Origin of the sequence: Pseudomonas sp. NFACC32-1 (genome assembly GCF_900101215.1) — a bacterium.
Taxonomy (GTDB): Bacteria; Pseudomonadota; Gammaproteobacteria; order Pseudomonadales; family Pseudomonadaceae; genus Aquipseudomonas.
The window spans coordinates 18,348-36,155 of record NZ_FMUL01000016.1; the positions used below are offsets into that span (position 1 = coordinate 18,348).

At 62.7% G+C, this 17,808-nt stretch carries 13 protein-coding genes; 4 read left to right on the forward strand and 9 right to left on the reverse strand.

Annotation, left to right across the window (positions count from 1 at the left end; genetic code table 11):
• Nucleotides 1–26: 26 nt before the first annotated feature.
• From BLP99_RS21375 to aceK, 3 genes are all read right to left on the reverse strand, one after another.
• Nucleotides 27–1,148, reverse strand: coding sequence for a beta-ketoacyl-ACP synthase III (locus BLP99_RS21375; RefSeq protein ID WP_072398732.1), 1,122 nt, complete (start codon nt 1,146–1,148; stop codon nt 27–29).
• Between the two features lie 338 nt (nt 1,149–1,486).
• Nucleotides 1,487–5,398: an ATP-dependent RNA helicase HrpA gene (hrpA, locus tag BLP99_RS21380; protein ID WP_072398749.1), complete on the reverse strand. Its 3,912-nt coding sequence runs from the start codon at nt 5,396–5,398 to the stop codon at nt 1,487–1,489.
• A 231-nt stretch (nt 5,399–5,629) separates the two neighbouring features.
• Nucleotides 5,630–7,351: a bifunctional isocitrate dehydrogenase kinase/phosphatase gene (gene aceK / locus BLP99_RS21385; RefSeq protein WP_072398731.1), complete on the reverse strand. Its 1,722-nt coding sequence runs from the start codon at nt 7,349–7,351 to the stop codon at nt 5,630–5,632.
• A 131-nt stretch (nt 7,352–7,482) separates the two neighbouring features.
• Here aceK and BLP99_RS21390 point away from each other — a divergent pair, with 131 nt between their 5' ends.
• Entirely contained in the window at nt 7,483–8,394 is a 912-nt protein-coding gene (locus BLP99_RS21390; RefSeq protein ID WP_072398730.1) for a DMT family transporter, read from the forward strand.
• A 95-nt stretch (nt 8,395–8,489) separates the two neighbouring features.
• Here BLP99_RS21390 and BLP99_RS21395 read toward each other — a convergent pair whose 3' ends face one another.
• From BLP99_RS21395 to cysK, 3 genes are all read right to left on the reverse strand, one after another.
• Nucleotides 8,490–9,353, reverse strand: coding sequence for a DMT family transporter (locus tag BLP99_RS21395; protein ID WP_092181680.1), 864 nt, complete (start codon nt 9,351–9,353; stop codon nt 8,490–8,492).
• 337 nt (nt 9,354–9,690) lie between these two features.
• The gene (locus tag BLP99_RS21400; protein ID WP_072398728.1) at nt 9,691–10,629 is read right to left on the reverse strand and encodes an aspartyl/asparaginyl beta-hydroxylase domain-containing protein; all 939 of its coding nucleotides are present in this window, start codon (nt 10,627–10,629) and stop codon (nt 9,691–9,693) included.
• 240 nt (nt 10,630–10,869) lie between these two features.
• Nucleotides 10,870–11,844, reverse strand: coding sequence for a cysteine synthase A (gene cysK, locus BLP99_RS21405; protein ID WP_072398727.1), 975 nt, complete (start codon nt 11,842–11,844; stop codon nt 10,870–10,872).
• Nucleotides 11,845–11,988: 144 nt separating this feature from the next.
• Here cysK and BLP99_RS21410 point away from each other — a divergent pair, with 144 nt between their 5' ends.
• The 3 genes from BLP99_RS21410 (at nt 11,989) to BLP99_RS21420 (ending at nt 15,317) form a co-directional block, all read left to right on the forward strand.
• Entirely contained in the window at nt 11,989–13,065 is a 1,077-nt protein-coding gene (locus BLP99_RS21410) for a DUF748 domain-containing protein (protein WP_072398726.1), read from the forward strand.
• A gap of 193 nt (nt 13,066–13,258) precedes the next feature.
• A complete protein-coding gene (locus BLP99_RS21415; RefSeq protein ID WP_053155966.1) occupies nt 13,259–14,104 on the forward strand; it encodes an AAA family ATPase in 846 nt (281 codons plus the stop codon).
• A 34-nt stretch (nt 14,105–14,138) separates the two neighbouring features.
• On the forward strand, nt 14,139–15,317 hold the full coding sequence (locus BLP99_RS21420; protein WP_072398725.1) for a vWA domain-containing protein: 1,179 nt from the start codon (nt 14,139–14,141) through the stop codon (nt 15,315–15,317).
• 105 nt (nt 15,318–15,422) lie between these two features.
• Here the strand turns inward: BLP99_RS21420 and BLP99_RS21425 are convergent, their stop codons facing one another.
• From BLP99_RS21425 to BLP99_RS21435, 3 genes are read right to left on the reverse strand one after another with little or no spacing between them, the layout of a single operon-like run.
• A complete protein-coding gene (locus BLP99_RS21425) occupies nt 15,423–16,343 on the reverse strand; it encodes a 5-oxoprolinase subunit C family protein (RefSeq protein ID WP_072431930.1) in 921 nt (306 codons plus the stop codon).
• Nucleotides 16,340–17,044, reverse strand: coding sequence for a 5-oxoprolinase subunit PxpB (gene pxpB, locus BLP99_RS21430; RefSeq protein WP_072459281.1), 705 nt, complete (start codon nt 17,042–17,044; stop codon nt 16,340–16,342). The genes BLP99_RS21425 and pxpB overlap by 4 nt, the downstream gene beginning before the upstream one ends.
• On the reverse strand, nt 17,041–17,793 hold the full coding sequence (locus tag BLP99_RS21435; RefSeq protein ID WP_072398722.1) for a 5-oxoprolinase subunit PxpA: 753 nt from the start codon (nt 17,791–17,793) through the stop codon (nt 17,041–17,043). Before BLP99_RS21435 ends, pxpB begins: the two co-directional genes overlap by 4 nt.
• Between the last annotated feature and the right edge of the window lie 15 nt (nt 17,794–17,808).

Below are 17,808 nucleotides of genomic sequence, written 5' to 3' on the forward strand. Positions count from 1 at the left end.
AATGAACCGTCTCGCCGAAGTGTGGATCAACGCTTGCGCAGGATCACGCTGCCGATCGAATAGCCGGCGCCGAACGAGCTGAGCACCGCGACCGAGCCGCTGGGCAGGTCGTCCTGATACTTGTGAAACGAAATCACCGAACCGGCCGAGCTGGTGTTGGCGTAGGTATCGAGAATCACTGGTGCTTCCGCCTCGGTGGCCTCGCGCCCCAGCAGCTTGCGCACGATCAGCTGGTTCATGCTCAGGTTGGCCTGATGCAGCCAGAAACGCTTCACTTCGCCGACGTTCAGCTGGTTTTCTTCCAAGTGAGCCCCGATCAGCTCGGCCACCATCGGGCAGACGTCACGGAAGACCTTGCGACCTTCCTGGACGAACAGCTTGTCCCGGGTGCCGATGCCCTCTTCTGCCGCACGGTTGAGGAAGCCGAAATTGTTGCGGATGTTATTGGAGAACTTGGTGAGCAGCTTGGTGCTGACCACATCGAACTGGTACGGCGACGTCGCCAGGTCCGCCCGCTCGATGATCACCGCAGTGGCGGCGTCACCGAAAATGAAGTGGCTGTCGCGGTCGCGAAAGTTCAGGTGGCCGGTGCACACCTCGGGGTTGACCATGAGGATGGCCCGGGCCTGGCCCAGTTGCACGCTGTTGGCTGCCGCCTGGATGCCGAATGTGGCCGAGGAACAGGCCACGTTCATGTCGAAGCCGAAGCCCTCGATCCCCAGGGCTTCCTGGACCTCGATGGCGATGGCCGGGTATGGGCGCTGCAGGTTGGAACAGGCGACGATCACCCCGTCGATGTCGGCGGCCGTGCGGCCGGCGCGTTCCAGGGCCTGACGGGCGGCACCGACGGCCATTTCGCACAGCACCGACCACTCTTCGTTGGAGCGCTCGGGCAGGCGCGGGGTCATGCGTTGCGGGTCGAGGATGCCGTCCTTGTCCATGACAAAGCGGCTCTTGATACCGGAAGCCTTTTCGATGAACGCTGCGCTGGATTCGGTCAATGCCTCCACTTCACCCCGCTCGATGGCCTCGGCATTGTCGGTATTGAACTGCGCGACGTAGGTGTTGAAGGATTGCACCAGCTCTTCATTGGAAATGCTGTTGGCCGGGGTGTACAGGCCGGTGCCACTGATGACGACGTTATACATGGTCGTGTCTCTGATCTGTTCAGGCAGAAAGCATTGGTACAACCGTACCAATACACAAAGGGTCTTTTCCCATCCTGGGGAAGCAGACCTGGCATCGCTTTATTCCGATCCGCCCGTGGCATTGAAGCTCAAAACCACGGGACCGGCATTTATAGGCGCGAAGTTTGCCATAAACGCTGGCGTTTGGCCCATTCTCCCTCACTTACAACACAAAACCTGTGGGAGCGAGCTTGCCCGCGATTGCGGTGTATCAGTCAACATCAATGCAAGCTGAACCACCGCTATCGCGAGCAAGCTCGCTCCCACAGGGGTCATGGGGCTACCCCCTGATTCTGCGATCAGCCCTCTACCACGCTCCACTGCTTGCCCAGGCGCTTATCGGAAATCGGCACCTTGGTTCCCAGTTGCTGGGCAAACAGCGATACCCGGTACTCCTCCAGCCACCAGCGATACACCTCCAGCTGCGGATCGCGCTTGCCTTCCTGGGCGTGCTTGGCGGCACGGGCCTGGTACTGCGCCCAGAGGTTCGACAACTCGCCGCTCCAGACCCGATCCTTCTGCACCTGGCTGCCCAGCTTTTCGAAGCGCTGCTCGACGGCCCTGAGGTAGCGCGGCAACTCCTTGAGCCACTGGTGCGGGGTTTCGCGCACGAAACCGGGGTACACCAGATGGCTGATTTGCTGCTTGATGTCGTTCAGGGCCACGGCCTGGGCCAGGTCGATCTTGCCCTTGAAGCGCTTTTGAAGACCGTGCCAGAGCTTGAGGATGTCCAGGGTCAGCTTCGCCAGGCGTTCGGCGTGCTCGGTCCAGCCGCCGCGCTTGCGCTCGGCCAGGGAAGCCAGCGCGGCGCCGTCGCGGGGCAGGTTCGCTTCGCCTTCCAGTATGCAGCTGTCGAGGCTGGCCAGCAGGATGTCTTCCACCAGGCTATCGATACGGCCCAGCTCGCGATACAGCAGGCCCAGCTCCGTCAGGCCCGGCAACTTGCCTCGCAGGAACTTCGCCGTCTCGGCCAGTTGCTGCATCAGCAGCCGTTGCAGGGCGCGGCGATGCTGGAATTCGGCTTCGGCGGGGGTCGGGAAACGACCTTCCTTGACCACGCCTCCCTCTTCCACCAAAGCCGGGTAGACCGTCATCGACAAGCCGGCGATCTGCTGCTGGGTTTTCTCGGCCACTGGCGCGAACACCTTGGCTTGCACCGGCGCCTGGCTTTTCGCCGTCTGGGGCACGGCCAGGGCCGCCTGGCTGGCTTCGGCAAATCGCGCCGTCAGCTCGGCCAGGTCACGGCCTTCGCCCAGGAACTTGCCCTGGCCATCGACGATTTCCAGGTTCATGCGCAGGTGGCTTTCCACCTGCTGCGCGGCTTCCGTCCAGGCTTCGTCGCTGACCCGCGCACCGGTCATGCGCAGCAGTTCACGGCCCAGCGCTTGAGGCAGCGAACCTTCGGCGAACGTGATGCGTTGCAGCGCGGCCTTGACGAAGTCCGGCACCGGTACGAAGTTCTTGCGCAAGGCCTTGGGCAGGTTGCGCACCAGGGCGATGCACTTGGCCTCGAGCATGCCGGGCACCAGCCATTCCAGGCGCTCCGGCGGCAACATGGGCAGCAGCGGCGCCGGTACGCGCAGCGTCACGCCGTCGCGCGGATGATTGGGCTCGAAGTGATAGCTCAACGGCAAGGTCAGGTCGCCGACACGCAATGTGTCGGGGAAATGCGCGGCAGTGACCTCACTGGCCTCGCGCGCCAGCACGTCCTCTTCACGCATGATCAGCAACTGCGGGTCTTTCTGGCTGTTGATCCGGTACCAGCTGTCGAAGGTCGCCGTCTGGTGGATCTCGGCGGGCAGCCGCGCGTCGTAGAACGCGAACAGGGTTTCCTCATCCGCCAGGATGTCCCGCCGGCGGGCCTTGGCCTCCAGTTCGTCGAGCTGCTCCAGCAAGCGGGTATTGGCCCCCAGGCATTTGGCCCTGGACTGGATCTCGCCGCGCACCAGGGCCTCGCGAATGAACAGTTCCCGGGACACCACCGGGTCCACCGGGCCGTAGTGCACTGGCCGACGCCCGACCACGATCAACCCGAACAGAGTGATCTGCTCATAGGCCACCACCTGCCCACGTTTCTTCTCCCAATGGGGCTCGAAGTGGTTCTTCTTGATCAGGTGTCCGGCCAGGGGTTCGATCCAGTCCGGCTCGATCCTGGCCACCATGCGCGCGTACAGCTTGGTGGTTTCCACCAGTTCGGCGGTCATCAGCCACTGCGGACGCTTCTTGCCCAGGCCCGATGACGGATGCACCCAGAACCTTCGCTGACGGGCGCCGAGGTAGTCACCGTCCTCGGTTTTCTGGCCGATCTGGCTGAGCAGGCCCGAGAGCACCGCCTTGTGCAGTTTCGGGTAATCCGCCGGGTCCTTGTTGAGGCTCAGCTGCATGTCGCGGCAGATCAGGCTCAACTGGCGGTGGGAATCGCGCCACTCTCGCAGACGCAGGTAATTGAGGAAGTTCTTCCGGCACCAGTTGCGCAACGGGCTGGCGGTCAGGGCCTGGCGCTGTTCTTCGAAACCACGCCACAGATTGACCAGCCCGGCGAAATCCGAATCCGGATCCTTCCACTGGGCGTGGGCCTGATCGGCCGCCTGCTGGCGCTCGGGCGGACGCTCCCGCGGATCCTGGATCGACATGGCGCTGGCGACGATCAGCACTTCCTGCAGGCTGCCCAGCTTCGCCGCCTCCAGCAACATGCGGCCCATACGCGGGTCTACTGGCAGGCGCGCCAGCTGACGACCCAGTGCGGTCAATTGGCCGTTGCGGTCCACCGCCGACAACTCTTGCAGCAGGTTGAAACCGTCGCTGATGGCCTTGCCGTCCGGCGGCTCGATGAACGGAAAATCGGTGATTTCACCCAGGCGCAGGTGCAGCATCTGCAGGATCACCGCCGCCAGGTTGGTGCGCAGGATCTCCGGGTCGGTGAATTCCGGCCGCCCGAGAAAATCCTCCTCGCTGTACAACCGCACGCAGATCCCCGGCTCGACCCGCCCGCAGCGCCCCTTGCGCTGGTTGGCGCTGGCCTGGGAAATGGCCTCGATGGGCAGGCGCTGGACCTTGGCCCGATAGCTGTAGCGGCTGATGCGCGCGGTGCCGCTGTCGATCACATAGCGGATGCCCGGCACGGTCAGCGAGGTCTCGGCGACGTTGGTCGCCAGCACCACGCGCCGGCCCGGGTGAGACTGGAAGATCCGCTGCTGTTCGGCCGGCGACAAGCGGGCATAGAGCGGCAGGATCTCGGTGTGCTTGAGCTGGGCCTTGCGCAGCATCTCGGCCGCGTCGCGAATTTCCCGCTCGCCCGGCAGGAAAACCAGCACATCCCCAGGGCTGCGGCGTTCGCTGCGCTCATGGGCGGCGATTTCATCCAGCGTGGCCAGGATGGCCTGGTCGACGGTCAGGTCGTCCTCGACCCGGTTGCCTTCCTCGTCCTGCTCCAGGGTCAGGGGCCGATACCAGGTTTCCACCGGGAAGGTACGGCCCGAGACTTCCACGATCGGAGCGTTGTCGAAATGCCTGGAGAAGCGCTCCAGGTCGATGGTGGCCGAAGTGATGATGACCTTGAGGTCGGGACGACGGGGCAAGAGGGTCTTCAGGTAGCCGAGCAGGAAATCGATGTTCAGGCTGCGCTCGTGGGCTTCGTCGACGATGATCGTGTCGTAGCGCTCGAGGTAACGGTCGTTCTGGGTTTCGGCCAGCAGGATGCCGTCGGTCATCAGTTTGACCAGTGTGTTGGCATCGCTCTGGTCTTCGAACCGCACCTGATACCCCACCAACGCTCCCAGCGGCGTCCCCAGTTCCTCGGCCACGCGGCTGGCCACGCTGCGGGCGGCGATCCGCCGTGGCTGGGTGTGGCCGATCAGGCCATGCTGGCCGCGACCGATTTCCAGGCAGATCTTGGGCAACTGCGTGGTTTTGCCCGAGCCGGTTTCGCCGGCGATGATCAGCACCTGGTGTTTTCGCAACGCGTCCTTGATTTCATCGCGCTTGGCGGCGATCGGCAGACTGTCGTCATAACGGATCACCGGCAGGCTGGCCTTGCGCGCCAGCACCTGGTCGCACGACGCCTGCATCCGCGTCACCCACTGGGCCAGTTTCGCCTCGTCGGGTTTCTTGCGCAGCTCGAGCAACTGACGCCGCAACCGGTGACGGTCGGCGAGCATGGCGTGGTCGAGGTTCTTCAGCAGTTTGTCGATAGCGGGGGCTTGGTCAGTCATCAGGTACGCAAGGGTCATCGGTTTGAGCAAGGGGCGATTGTCGCAGATTTGCGGCCATTGCGCCGAACACGCAAAGCAGCCCACCGCCACACCCTTGTGGGAGCGAGCTTGCTCGCGATAGCGGTGGTTCAGCCTCGATTGATGTTGACTGATATGCCGCTATCGCGAGCAAGCTCGCTCCCACAGGAGATTTTCGTCAAGGCTGCTTTTGTGGCGAGGGAGCCTGCCGGGTTATTCGTTATCCAGGTCCTTGCGCCGATATGGAAACACATCGATCACCTTCCCTGCCCGGATCGCCTCTTGCAGGCCTTTCCAATAGTCGGCGTTGTACAGCTCGCCATGCATCTGGTCGAACAGTTTGCGTTGCCCGGCGTCGGCGAACAGGAAGGGCGGGAATTCCTCGGGGAAGACATCCAGCGGCCCGATGGAATACCAGGGCTCGGAAGCCATTTCGTCTTCCGGCGTGCGGGGCTGAGGGATGTGGCGGAAGTTGGCTTCGGTCAGGAAACAGATTTCATCGTAGTCATAGAACACCACGCGACCGTGGCGGGTCACGCCGAAATTCTTGAGCAGCATGTCGCCGGGAAAGATATTGGCGGCCGCCAGTTGCTTGATGGCCAGGCCATAGTCCTCCAGGGCTTCGCGCACCTGGGCTTCGCTGGCATTTTCCAGATAGAGATTGAGCGGTGTCATGCGCCGTTCGGTCCAGCAATGGCGGATCAACACGGTGTCGCCCTCGACCGACACCGTGGATGGCGCCACATCCAGCAGCTCCTCCAGGCAGGCCGGTTCGAACTTGCTCAACGGAAAGCGGAAATCGGCGAACTCCTGGGTATCGGCCATGCGCCCCACCCGGTCGACGCTCTTCACCAACCGGTACTTCTCGATCACCGTGGCGCGGTCGACGTTTTTCGACGGCGAGAAACGGTCCTTGATGATCTTGAAGACCGTGTTGAAGCCCGGCAAGGTGAATACGCTCATGACCATGCCCCGCACCCCGGGGGCCATGATGAAGCGGTCGTCGGTGTTCGCCAGGTGATTGATCAACGCGCGATAGAACTCCGACTTGCCGTGCTTGTAGAAACCAATGGACGTGTACAGCTCGGCAATATGCTTGCCCGGCAGGATGCGCTTGAGGAAGCCGATGAATTCCGCCGGCACCGGCACATCCACCATGAAGTACGACCGGGTGAACGAAAAGATGATCGACACCTGTGCCTCGTCGGTGATCAAGGCGTCGATCTGGATGCCCCGGCCCTCGCGGTGCAGCAACGGAATCACCAGGGGCCATTGGTCATCGCGGGTGAAGATCCGGCCCACCAGGTAGGCGCCCTTGTTGCGATAGAGCACCGAGGAAAACAGTTCCACTGTCAGTTCCGGGTCCTTGCAGACCCAGTCCGGCAGGTTCTCTCGTAGCTGGGCCTCCAGGCGCTGCAAGTCACCCGGCAGATCGGCGTAGTCCTCGCTGAAACGGTAATCGGCGAAGATGCTCGCCAGCATCCGGTCCAGTTGGCCCTGGGGCTTGTAGGTGCGGGTCTGGGCAGCGCGGGCCCGGCGCAGGCTGGGCCGGGTGGTGTGGATGAACATGGTGCCGTCGCTGATCAGGTCGTGGCTGAACAGGCCGCAGAAGATCGAGTTGTACCAGGTCTCCGACAGCTCGTCGTCGAAGCGCAGGTCGATCAGGCTGATGTAGGCGCTTTTCACCAGCGGCCAGCAACTGACGTCCATCAGCGCTTCGGCATCGAACGCCTGGCGCAGGCGGGTCACGGTTTCGAAGACTTTTTCTTCGTACAGGTTGATTCGTGCCGCTGACGCCGCCTGTGCCTCCTGCCACCGGGCCTGCTCGAACCGGGCACGGGCGCCGTCGGTGATCTGCCGGAAATGCTCCCGATAATCGTCGAAGCCTTCGAGGATCGAACGGGCGATATCGATGGCGGGCCATGGTTGCGGCATAAGGTGAACCTCGGCGGGTCATATTTATTGTTGGCGACTGAGCTTAGAGGCCAATCGCGCGGCAACGCAACCATTGCCATCGGTCTTCGCGGGGGCGACACTTGCCAGCCAACCACGGAAGGAACCCCCTCTTGAACCTCGTCGATCTCCTGCGTCTGCTGTCACTGGCCGCCATCTGGGGGGCGAGCTTTCTGTTCATGCGCATCATCGCCCCTGTCATCGGTACGATCCCCACCGCATTCTTTCGTGTGTCCATCGCCTTCGTCGGGTTGCTGGTGATCCTGGCGCTGATGCGTATCGACTGGAATTTTCGTGGCAAGCTGAAAGTCGTGATGGGCCTGGGCCTGATCAACTCCGGCATCCCGGCCACCTTCTATTCCCTGGCGGCCCAGGTGCTGCCGGCCGGTTATTCGGCGATCTTCAACGCCACGACACCGCTGATGGGGGTGCTGATCGGCGGACTGTTCTTCAGCGAGCAACTCACCGTGGCGAAAGTCAGTGGCGTGTTCCTCGGCCTGTTGGGCGTCGGCATCCTGACCGGCGCCGGTCCGGTGGCCTTCGACCTGCAATTGCTGATGGGCGCCCTCGCCTGCCTGATGGCGACCACCTGCTATGGCTTCGCCGGTTTCCTCACCCGGCGCTGGCTCGATCATCAAGGCGGGCTGGACAGCCGACTCTCGGCGCTGGGCAGCATGTTCGGCGCCACGGTGTTCCTGCTGCCGCTGTTCGGCTACAGCGTCATCAGCCAGCCACCGGCCAGCTGGGGCGGCTGGAGCGTCTGGCTGTCGCTGCTGGGACTGGGCCTGGTGTGTACCGCCCTGGCGTACATCCTCTACTTCCGCTTGCTCAGCGCCATCGGTCCGGTCAAATCCATGACCGTCACGTTCCTGATCCCGCCGTTCGGCGTGCTGTGGGGGGCGCTGCTGCTGGATGAGCCGTTGGGCATGGCACACCTGTATGGCGGGGTGTTGATTGCGGCGGCGTTGTGGCTGGTGTTGAAACCGGCGGCCCAGACGTCCGTTCAGGTGCCTCAGCGTCGCTGAAAATGCCATCGCCAGCAGACCCACTCCCACGAGGATCACCCTGTGGGAGCGAGGCCGCTGCGATGGCGGTCGTACAGTCACTCTCGCGCTAGTGGTCAGCGGCTTTTACGAAACACGAACGCCAGCCCGATGATAATCAGCACCATCCCCAGCACGCTCAACAACGCCAGCCGGTTGCCGAATACCAGGTAATCCATGATGGCCGTCACCGCCGGCACCAGGTAGAACAGGCTGGTGACATTCACCAGGTTGCCCCGTGCGATCAAGCGGTACAGCAACAACGTCGCCAGTACCGAGACCACCAGCGCCATCCACAACACCGGCACGATGAAACCCGCGTTGTGCTCGAAGTGAAACGGCTGGAACGGCACGAACACCGCACACAGGACAAGCCCGGCCAGGTACTGGACAGGCAGCGTGCCCAAGGGATTGTCGGTGATGCGTTTCTGCATGATCGAGCCGGCCGTCATGCTCAACAGCGCCAGCAGCCCGCACAGCATCCCGGCCAGGGACATACCGGCCAGGCCGATGCCCTGGTACACCACCATGACCAGCCCGGCCAACCCCAGCATCAGGCCGAACATCCGCTGCCAGGAGCGCTGGCGCTCCATGAGCACCACGGTAAGGATCGGCTGCACACCCATCAGCGTCGCCATCACCCCGGGCGTGACGTTCATCTGCAGCGCCAACAGATAGAAAATCTGATAGGCGCCCAACAGCACGAGCCCGGTGGCCGTTGCGTACAACATCGGTTGGCCCGCCTTGGGCAATTTGAACTTGAACACAGGGATCAAGACCACCAAGGCGCACAGGGCGATGGCAAAGCGGATCAGCAGGAACGCGAAGGGCGAAGCATGGGCCAGGCCCAGTTTGGAAAAGATCGCCCCGCTGCTCCACAGCAGGACGAACAAGCTCGTGGAAGCCGCCGCCAATAAGGCGTTTCTGGAAAGGAAAAACATGAATACCACCTGTTATCAGGCAAAGAGCCAACTCAGCCGAAGCTGAAGTCCAGTAGTTTTTTCAGGCGGGCACAGGGAACGGCAACGACGGCCGATCAGCCCTGAACGCCAACACCTGGCGGTGATACGACGGCGTACACCGCAGGGCTACTGACAGGTGGAGGGTATTGACCGATCTGCCCACGCTGCTGGTCCCCGCACGGCACGACGCCAGCGTTCAACGCTGGAACCACAACCGCGATGACAGGGGATACAGACATGAGTCGATCTCTGGAAGGATGGGTTTGATAACCCGAGAGCGCCGACTATAACCAGCGCTCGAGGTGCAATGCAATGCTCAGACGAACAACCAGTAGCCCAATGCCGTCAGCACCGCTACCGCCAGGACGGGTCGCATCACGCGGTAGGCCTTGGGATGCTGGCGCTTCCACTGCTTGACCCGGCCACTGATACCGTCGCTGAACGACTTGCTCCAGGCATAGGCCCGGTTGATACCGCCGACATGTTCGTCGTCCAGGTTCTGCGGCGCGGTGGCACGTCCCAGGAAGGCGCTGATGGTGCGGTTGAGGCGCGTCATCAGTTGGCTTTTCAGCGGCCGCTCGACATCACAGAACAGGATCACGCGGGTCTGGGGTGTTTCATTCTTGACCCAATGCACATAGGTTTCGTCGAACATCACGTCTTCGCCATCGCGCCAGGCGTAGATCTGGCCGTCGACAAAGATCCGGCAATGTTCGGAGTTGGGTGTGGAAAGCCCCAGGTGGTAGCGCAGCGAGCCGGCAAACGGGTCGCGATGGGGATTCAAGTGGCTGTCACCCGGAAGCAGGGCGAACATGGCGCCCCGGACGTTGGGAATGCGGTTGACCAATTCCACGGTCCTGGGGCACAGCTGCTCGGCCGACGGTAACGGCTTGTCGTACCACTTGAGGTAGAACCGCTTCCAGCCCTTCTTGAAGAACGAGCCGAAGCCGGCGTCGTTGTTCTTTTCGGCGGCCCGGATGTATCCCTCGTCGAACAGGCGCATGGCCTCGTCGCGAATGACCTGCCAGTTGTCCTTGAGCACATCCAGTTCCGGGAACTTGCTGCGGTCCAGATAGGGTTTGGAAGGCACTCCGGAGAACAGGTACATCAAGGCATTGTAAGGGGCGAACAACGCCGAGTGGTTGACGAACTGGCGCAACACCGGCAGGCGTGCCCTGCCGCGCAGGTGCACATAGAGGGTACTGCCTATGAACACCAGCAAGACCGACGCCTTGGCGACGAACGAAACGGTCATTTTCAAACTCCTTGTCAAAAACTTAAGCGACGCCAATTGCCCGACGTAGCCGAAGGCCATGGTAAAGATTCATGGCCCGGGTAAAAACCGTCCGACGCAACATTCTCTGTTGAGTAAAACGCAATAAACCCTTCTAGCATGCGTCAGCTGAACCAAGGCTGACGCCAGCAAACATTGTCCTCTGGTTCTCGCGGCGAGGGGATATCCCCTCGTCGCCTCAGGCTTGCTTTCAACCCGACGTCACTGCTGGGTCTCCTGTTCGGTGAACAGGTCGCTGAACAGCATGCTCGACAGGTACCGCTCGCCGGAATCCGGCAGGATCACCACCAGGGTCTTGCCCTGCATCTCCGGTTTTTCCGCCAGGCGCACAGCCACGGCCATCGCCGCGCCACAGGAGATGCCGCAGAGAATTCCCTCCTCCTGCATCAGTCGCAAAGCCATGGCCTTGGATTCGTCGTCGGTGACCCGCTCGACCTGGTCGACCATCGTCAGGTCGAGATTCTTCGGCACGAATCCCGCCCCGATTCCCTGGATCTTGTGGGGGCTTGGCTTGATTTCCTGGCCTGCCATCGCCTGGGTGATCACTGGCGAACTCTCGGGCTCCACCGCCACCGACAGGATCGGCTTGCCACAAGTGTTCTTGATATACCGTGAAACCCCGGTAATGGTTCCGCCGGTGCCCACGCCCGCGACCAACACATCCACTGCGCCATCGGTGTCGTTCCAGATTTCCGGGCCGGTGGTTTTTTCGTGGATGGCCGGGTTCGCCGGGTTATCGAACTGTTGGGGCATGAAATAGGTGTCGGGGTCGCTGGCGACGATTTGCGTGGCCTTCTCGATGGCCCCTTTCATCCCCTTGGCCGGCTCGGTCAGCACCAGCTCGGCGCCAAGGGCCTTGAGCACCTTGCGTCGTTCGATGCTCATGGACGCCGGCATGGTCAGCATCAGCTTGTAACCACGGGCCGCAGCCACGAACGCCAGGCCGATGCCGGTGTTGCCCGAGGTGGGCTCGACAATGGTCATGCCCGGCTTGAGCCGGCCCGTGCTTTCCGCGTCCCAGATCATGTTCGCACCGATCCGGCACTTGACCGAATAGCCCGGGTTACGCCCTTCGATCTTGGCCAGGATGGTCACGCCCCGCGGGGCGATGCGGTTGATCTGCACCAATGGCGTATTGCCTATGGAATGGGCGTTATCAGCGTATATACGGCTCATGGCTGGGTCCTTAATGCGGCGTGAATTCAAGCGACTAAAGGTATGCCTGTTGCCCCTGGGCGTCCAGTTGCACCGAACGTCCGCCTGTCACGACAGTCAATGGCTTTGGGGGTGTTCTCAAGAACAGGCTGGAGACTCAATGACATGAAACGTCGATACAGCTGGCCACTGTGGGCCGTCGCCGCCATCGTTGCGCTGCTGGTGACCCTGCACCTGGCCCTGCCTTACCTGGTGCGCGACTACCTCAACGATCGGCTGGCCGACATGGGCGACTACCGTGGCCGGATCGCCGATGTGGACCTGGCGCTCTGGCGCGGGGCCTACCGCATCAACGGCCTGCAGATCGTCAAGGTCGACGGCAAGGTCCCGGTGCCGTTCGTCGATGCACCGTTGATCGACTTGTCGGTGAGCTGGCATTCGCTGTGGTACGACCATGCGGTGGTGGCACAGGTGGAGTTCACCCACCCCGAGGTGAACTTCGTCGACGGCGGGGCCAACCGCCAGAATTCCCAGACCGGCCGGGGCACCGACTGGCGCGAACAATTGGGCAAGCTGCTGCCCATTACCCTCAACGAGGTAAGGCTAAACGACGGCAAGGTCACCTTCCGCAATTTCAATTCAAAGCCACCGGTCAACCTGCGGGCCACCAACGTCAACGCCAGTTTCTATAACCTGACCAACGTGGTGGACACCGAGGGCAAGCGCGACGCCCGCTTCGAGGGCAAGGCGCTGGTGGCCGAGCACGCCCCGCTGGAAGTCCAGGCCACGTTCGACCCGCTGAGCAATTTCGAGGAATTCGAGTTCCGCCTGCGGGCCAGGAACATCGAACTCAAGCGCCTGAACGACTTCGCCGCGGCCTACGGCAAATTCGATTTCAATGCCGGCCATGGCGACCTGGTGATCGAGGCGCAAGCCGAGAACGCCAGGCTCAGCGGCTACATCAAGCCCTTGCTGCGGGACGTGGATGTGTTCGACTGGCAGCAGGATGTGGAGAACGAAAAAAAGAACATCTTTCGCTCGGTCTGGGAAGCCTTGGTGGGCACGGGCGAGACGGCGCTCAAGAACCAGCGCAAGAACCAGTTCGCCACCCGGGTGGAACTCAGCGGCAACGTCCACCAGCAGGACATCAGCGCTTTCGAGGCCTTCCTGCAGATCTTGCGCAACGGTTTCGTCCAGGCGTTCAACGCCCGCTATGAACAACCGGCACCCTCGACCGAGTAAGGTCTGCGTCTTTCTGTGGCGAGGGTAGCCCCATGCAGATACGCCGAGACCGAGTCAGCATGTGACGCTCCATTCAGAGACTGAATACAGCGTCTGCGTTCACAGTCGGCGGGACGTCGCGTTATAGTCGGGCATGGCATTTATTTCGCGCCCCGCCTCGTCCAGGCCGGCGCTCCCGTTCGAGGAATCGCAGATGAAGTTCGAAGGCACCAGCGCCTATGTGGCTACCGATGACCTGAAACTGGCCGTCAACGCCGCCATCACCCTGGAGCGGCCACTGCTGGTCAAGGGCGAACCGGGCACCGGCAAGACCATGCTGGCCGAACAACTGGCGCAGTCCTTCGGGGCGCGGTTGATCACCTGGCACATCAAGTCCACCACCAAGGCCCACCAGGGCCTGTACGAGTACGACGCGGTCAGCCGGCTGCGGGATTCGCAGCTGGGCGTGGACAAGGTCCACGACGTGCGCAACTACCTGAAGAAAGGCAAGCTGTGGGAAGCCTTCGAGTCCGAAGAACGGGTGATCCTGCTGATCGACGAGATCGACAAGGCCGACATCGAGTTCCCCAACGACCTGCTGCAGGAACTCGACAAGATGGAGTTCTACGTCTACGAGACCGACGAAACCATCAAGGCCAAGCAGCGCCCGATCATCATCATTACCTCCAACAATGAAAAGGAGCTGCCGGACGCCTTCCTGCGCCGCTGCTTCTTCCATTACATCGCCTTCCCCGATCGCGCCACGCTGCAGAAAATCGTCGACGTGCACTACCCGGACATCAAGAAGGACCTGGTCAGCGAAGCGCTGGACGTGTTCTTCGATGTGCGCAAGGTGCCGGGCCTGAAGAAGAAACCTTCCACCTCCGAACTGGTGGACTGGCTCAAGCTGCTGATGGCCGACAACATCGGCGAAGCGGTGCTGCGCGAACGCGATCCGACCAAGGCCATCCCGCCGCTGGCCGGCGCACTGGTCAAGAACGAGCAGGACGTGCAACTGCTGGAGCGCCTGGCGTTCATGAGCCGTCGCGGTACTCGCTGATCCGCTTCGGTTAACAAGAGCGAGGGCGATTGCCATGCTGCTGAACCTGTTCAATGAGATGCGCGCCGCCAAGGTGCCCGTGTCCGTGCGTGAACTGCTGGACTTGATCAACGCGCTGAAGCAGCGGGTGATCTTCGCCGACATGGACGAGTTCTATTACCTGTCCCGGGCGATCCTGGTGAAGGATGAACGGCACTTCGACAAATTCGACCGGGCGTTCGCCGCGTACTTCAATGGCCTGGAAAAACTCGACGACCATCTCCAGGCCCTGATTCCCGAAGATTGGTTGCGCAAGGAGTTCGAGCGTTCGCTGACCGACGAAGAGCGCGCGCAGATCCAGTCCCTGGGTGGCCTGGACAAGCTGATCGAAGAATTCAAGAAACGCCTGGAAGAACAGAAGGAACGCCATGCCGGCGGCAACAAGTGGATCGGCACCGGCGGCACCAGCCCATTCGGCTCCGGCGGCTTCAACCCCGAAGGTATCCGCGTCGGCGACGCGGGCAAGCGCCAGGGCAAGGCCGTGAAGGTCTGGGACCAGCGCGAATACAAGAACCTCGACGACCAGGTCGAGCTGGGCACCCGCAATATCAAGATCGCCCTGCGCCGGCTGCGCAAGTTCGCCCGCCAGGGCGCGGCCGAAGAGCTGGACATCGATGGCACCATCGACCACACCGCCCGGGATGCCGGTCTGCTGAATATCCAGATGCGTCCGGAACGGCGCAACACCGTCAAGCTGTTGCTGCTGTTCGACATCGGCGGTTCCATGGATGCCCATGTGAAGATCTGCGAGGAACTGTTCTCGGCCTGCAAGACCGAGTTCAAGCACCTGGAGTATTTCTACTTCCACAACTTCGTGTACGAATCGGTGTGGAAAAACAACCTGCGCCGCACCTCGGAACGCACGTCGACCCTGGACCTGCTGCACAAGTACGGTCCCGACTACAAGGTGATCTTCATCGGCGACGCCGCCATGGCGCCCTATGAAATCACCCAGGCTGGTGGCAGCGTCGAACACTGGAACGAAGAAGCCGGCTACGTGTGGATGCAGCGCTTCATGGAAACCTACAAGAAGCTCATCTGGATCAACCCTTATCCCAAGGACACCTGGGGTTATACCGCCTCGACCAATATCGTGCGGGAACTGGTGGAGGATCGGATGTATCCGCTGACCTTGCGGGGGTTGGAAGAAGGGATGCGGTTTCTGTCCAAGTAGACGCTTTGGTGCCTTTCAGGGCCTCATCGCGAGCAAGCTCGCTCCCACACGGGATCTTCATCACACAAAAGATCCCCTGTGGGAGCGAGCCTGCTCGCGAAGCTTTTAGCGCTTGGCAAACACCTGCAAACACTCCACCTGCTGGCGATGCGCGACCTCCTGCACCATCGGCCGCAGCCGTACCTGCGTACCGGGCAGGCACTGCGCCAGGCGAGCCAGGGCCAATGGCGTCAATGCACCCAGGCGCGGGTAGCCGCCGATGGTCTGCCGATCGTTGAGCAGCACAATCGGCTGGCCGTCCGGTGGCACCTGCACGGCGCCCAGGGGGATGCCTTCGGAGATCATCGAGGGCCCCTGATATTCCAGCGCCGCGCCCAGCAACCGGATGCCCATGCGGTCGGCGCGACTGTCCAGCGTCCACGGGGTATTGAACGCGTCGAACAGGCTTCGCCCACTGAATGCGCCATTCTGCGCCCCCAGGATCAAGTCCAGCGGCTGCGCTTGCTGGAAGTCCGGGATCAGCGAGTGCGGCATGGGCCGCGGCGCCGCCACGCCGGAGTAAGCCAACCGAGCCCCGCGCTCCAGCGCCCGCCCGCGTCCATCCAGGCCGCCAAGCTCTTCGCGCACTACCGTCGCTCGGCTACCCAGCACCGCCGGCGCATCGAATCCGCCGGGGGCCGCCAGGTAGGCGCGGGCACCGAGCACCGGCTGAGTGAAGCTCAGCGTCTGGCCCCTGCGCAGGCCGAAATAGCGCCATGACGCCACGGCCTGACCGTCGATCCGCGCCCCCAGGTCCGCCCCGGCGATCGCCAGCACGCAATCACCTTCGGCCACCACGGTGAAACCACCCAGGGTGATCTCCACCACCGCTGCGTCCAGCGCATTGCCCAGCATCCAGTTGGCCCAGGTCATCGACAACCAGTCCGCCGCCCCGCCCTGGGTCACACCCAGATGGCGGACACCGAAACGGCCGGCGTCCTGCAACAGGCACAGCGCAGTGCTGGCCTCGATCGATAGGCGACTCATGCCTGCGCCTCCAACGGTGTGTCGTCGCCACCCAGGGCGATGAATTCGGCATGGCCCACGGCCTCGAAACGCACCGTGTCACCGGGCCGCATCAGGCTGTAGCCGTCACGTTCGCGGTCGAACAACCTGGCCGGCGTGCGGCCGATCAGGTTCCACCCTCCCGGCGACACCACCGGGTAGGCCGCGGTCTGCCGCTCGGCGATCCCCACGCTACCCGCCGCCACCCGTTTGCGGGGCGTATCCAGGCGCGGCGCGGCCAATACCTCGTCCACCAGGCCCATGAAGGCGAATCCCGGGGCGAATCCGAGGGCGAAGACCTGGTATTCGCGTTCGCTGTGACGACGGATCACCTGCTCCACGCTCAACCCGCCGCGACGGGCCAGCAGTCCCAGCTCCGGACCGACACTGGGGTCGTACCAGACCGGCAATACATGGCGCTGGCCGACGGAGCGGGCGTCCGGCGACAGGTTGTCCAGCGCCTGGACGATCAGTTCCCGTGCCTGGGCCGGGCTGAGGGCCAGCAGGTCGTAATGCACCATCAAGGTGGTGTAGGACGGCACCAGATCGATCAGGTGCCCGCCGAACCCCTCGCGCAGACGCTCACTGGCGGCGAGCATCCAGGGCATGTTGTCTTCGGCGATGGCATCGAACAGGCGCACCATCAGGCAGTCCACCGCCACCACTTCCACGCGTGGCTTCATGGCGTGCTCTGCCGGTCCAGAGCCTCGCGGATGCGTTGCACGGCCGCCACCGAACTGGCGTTGTCACCGTGCACGCACAAGGTGTTGGCCCGCAGGTGCAAGGCGCTGCCGTCGCTGGCGGTCAGCGCATCGCCACGGGCGATGGTCAGGGCCTGGGCGATGATGACCTGGGCATCGTGGTGCACAGCCCCAGGCAGTTGCCGCGAGACCAGGCGACCGGCGCTGTCATAGGCGCGGTCGGCGAAGGCCTCGAACCACAGGGTCACGCCATATTCATCCCCCAGGGCCTGCGCGGCGCTGTTGTCCCGGGTGGCCATCAGCATCAACGGCAGTTCCCGGTCATAAGCGGCCACCGCCTGGATCACGGCGCGCAGTTGCGCCGGGTTGGCCATCATGTCGTTGTACATCGCCCCGTGGGGCTTGACGTAGCTGACCCGCCCGCCCTGGGCCCGGCAGATACCATCGAGGGCGCCGACCTGATAATGCAGCAGATCCTGCAGTTCCTGGGCGGTGTAGGCCATGGAACGCCGGCCGAAGCCCACCAGGTCCTGATAGGCCGGATGCGCACCGATCCTGACGCCGTGGCTCAGGGCCAGGCCGACGGTCTTGCGCATGATGCTCGGGTCACCGGCGTGGAACCCGCAGGCGATGTTGGCGCAGTCGATGAAGGGCATCACCTCCGCGTCCAGACCCATGGTCCAGCTGCCGAAGCTCTCGCCGATGTCGCAGTTCAATAGCAGGCGGTTCACGTGAACGCTCCTGTA